Below are 2,952 nucleotides of genomic sequence, written 5' to 3' on the forward strand. Positions count from 1 at the left end.
AAGAAAAAATTCAATATTGACGCTACAACGGTGCCTAAAATAAAGCCTAAAATGGTGTCTGCAAAGCGTGTTGCGGTATCTGGAATAGTTAAAAACGTTATACACCCTATGTATATAACGGTTGCAACCGACCAGAACCACGCATAGTAATAAATGAAGCGTTTAGAAAACTTATCATCTTGATTAAGTGCCTGTATCTGCATATTGCGGGCGCTTTGAGTGTTTTTAAACGCTAAATCATCAAGCTCTTTTTCACGGTTTAAAATTGTTTGCCTTAACTCTTGTTGCAATGCGCTAGATTGCTGAACTAGGTTAAATGCTTGCTCAGGCGTGCCGCCATTAGTAATGGTTTGCGCAATATCTACCACTTTAGACGCGACCTTTGATCCATTGTCGCCCCCTATCCAACCGCCTATTTTTTTATCCAGGCCTGTGAGCTTTGCTATGCCAAGTGCTATTGTAATTGGGTCCATAGTTATACCTTTATATAGTCGTCGTAAGATTGGCCGCCAATTTTAATAAGCTCTAAACCTTCGAGCTTTTTATACTGACGAACGAGGCTTTTAGCGGTTGTAAAGTCGCATGTGTGGTATTCGGTTACTTCGTAAAGCTCTGGGAATTCTTTTTTTGCACGGCGCTTACCCCATACTTTTTCTGCATCCTTGATTGATTTAGCCGTGTATCTGGCGCGGGTTCGTTTACGCCAAACATCAGGAATACATGAAGGGCGCTCGTTGTCTTTAGAGTACCAGCCGCCCTTAATTACATCGTCTACATACACAACTAAGCTTGTTTTAGACTCAGATACGCGCCCGCGTGTCACTGTTATTTCAAACTCACCGTATTTGAAAATAACCGAGCCAAAAAAGCCTGCTAAGTGCTTTTCTACCTCTATCCACTGCTCTTTTGTGATGGCCATAAGCGCCCCGCTACAGTTTTGCTATATCGAGTGAAATTGCTTGCTCAATGCCTTTATCATCTTGCTTGTAAAAGCGTATAAAACGGCATGAGTCAACAACGCCAACCGACTCAGCGATAATGTTCATGGCTTTGGTCCACTTGCCGGAATCGTCTGAAATTTCGAGTTTACGCAGGGCTAAAATGCGTTGCGGGTTAAGAGAACCTTGCTTATCCGTGTTGAACGTTTTGCTCACAATGGCTTTAATGTTTTGATTGCCGCCTTCGGTCCATTCGTCCAGGCATTGATCAATTAATTGTTTGGCAAGGGCAAGCTCTGGGCCAAGTTCAATGCGTTCTTGCGTTTGTAGCGTTACTTTTAGTTGGCTATCAAAAGTGCGTAGTGTCACATTGCCTTTTTTACCGCCTAAGTTAACGCCATGTTCTTGCGCTAATAGCTCTATAAAGTCGTCGGCTTCGGCCATTAAGCTTTGCTTAAACTCTGCTAGTGCTTCCTGCATTTCAACGGCTTTATCGATGGCTTTTTTAACAAACTCATCTTTGATTAAATCGGTTTGTTTGATGTTAGCAATGGCGACTAAATTGCCTTTGCCGTCTTTTAAATACCCGTCAGGAACATTATTCATCGTCTATCTCCACGGTTTTTGAATTAGCCTCGTTCATGCCTGCCATAAACTCATACTCCATTGCTGTTTGGGCAACTTGCGCCAATGCAGAGCTTGAAATGTCAGGGAATTGTGAGGTTATTTTTTGCTTAAGTTCGTCCAGGCTTTTAGATGCCTGGGCAAATTGAAAAATCTGTTTGATGGTGTCGTCACTTGCGTGATCAAACGCATCAAATTCATTGTTAAGCTCTACGGCATCCGTTTGTTTTTTGGCAAACTCAGTTTTAGCAGCCGTGGCTATGCCATGGCCTTCGTCTGGCACATCTAGGATTGTTTCGCCGTCTTTTGGCTTTGGTACACCGAGTTCTTGATAAGCCCAGTCTTCACCAACAGGCACAATACGGGCTGTTTCGCGCACGCGGGTTACGGTGTCGGTGTTGATCTCGCGTTTGTCTTTAAAGATGAATTTAGGCGGCTCGCCACCGTCAAAGTTTACCGTGTGTAATGCGTTTAAAAGCTGGTTACGGTAAGAGGCTACAAGCGCCCTGTCTGATCGTTGGTTGTCGCCTGCGCGTTTTGCATGGGTTTCGCTGGCTGCGCGTGCGCCGCCATTTTTTTGCTCGGTTGCTAGGGTTTGACTGGTGAGGGCTTTGCTAATTTCAGCATTACAAAAGTTTACTAAGCGCTCAGGCACTGGCTCGCCAGATATTTTACTTTCGATGATCTCAATTGTCGTGTCATCGGGTATCGCTGCAATACCATCACTTACCAACTTAGCTAAGCCATCTAATAAATTTTCAATATCTTTGTCTTTACTGGCAATTGGGTATTTACCCACAGGGAATGGAATACCAAAGCGTTCGCACAGCTGTACAAAAAACTTAAAGCCGCCGTGTTTAAAGGTCCACGGCCAAAAACAACTGCTTAATAATGCAATACCATACGGGTTTTCGGCGCTTGGCATGTGGCGAACGCACGACCAACGACGTTGATCGACTAACTCACCTTGCGGATTTTCGCTGGTCTTAACAAGCAGCTCGTGATCACTATTAAACGCAAAGCGACTGTTGCGCCAGGTCTCTACATACTCGGGTTGCCAATGGCCGTCGTGCTTAATGTATTTGCCTAAATGGGTAACGCTAAACCCGTTTAAAATAGCGCTGTAGTTGTGCCAATCCATATCGGCCCATTCTGTATGTGGGCAAGGTTTACGCGCAAAAAACGCTTTGGCTAACTCATAGCTTTTTAAGCTTGCTGCGTCGTCACCGCCTGGTACTAACTCGGTATTAAAGCTAAATAAACCACTACGTAGCGAGCGCAGTTCACCTATAACGTGTGCGTCACGGGCTATTTCTTCATAAATAGCGGTGTTTTTACCTGCGCGGCGCAGGATTGGATCAGGGTTTGGTAGCTCAGTGATAAGCGACGT

Annotated in this window: 4 protein-coding genes; all 4 read right to left on the bottom strand. The window is 44.6% G+C overall.

The window, feature by feature from the left end:
* On the bottom strand, positions 1–473 hold a 473-nt coding region (locus H5187_RS22945), incomplete at its 3' end, for a hypothetical protein (protein ID WP_182798415.1).
* A gap of 2 nt (positions 474–475) precedes the next feature.
* Positions 476–919 (bottom strand): hypothetical protein, encoded by a 444-nt coding sequence (locus H5187_RS22950; RefSeq protein ID WP_182798416.1) that lies wholly within the window; start codon positions 917–919, stop codon positions 476–478.
* 10 nt (positions 920–929) lie between these two features.
* On the bottom strand, positions 930–1,544 hold the full coding sequence (locus H5187_RS22955; protein ID WP_182798417.1) for a DUF3164 family protein: 615 nt from the start codon (positions 1,542–1,544) through the stop codon (positions 930–932).
* The coding region (locus tag H5187_RS22960) for a DUF935 family protein (protein ID WP_182798418.1) at positions 1,537–2,952 on the bottom strand (1,416 nt) is incomplete at its 5' end. The genes H5187_RS22955 and H5187_RS22960, both read right to left, overlap by 8 nt.

Source organism: Pseudoalteromonas sp. SG44-1, from assembly GCF_014164315.1.
In the GTDB taxonomy this organism is placed as follows: Bacteria; Pseudomonadota; Gammaproteobacteria; order Enterobacterales; family Alteromonadaceae; genus Pseudoalteromonas; species Pseudoalteromonas rhizosphaerae.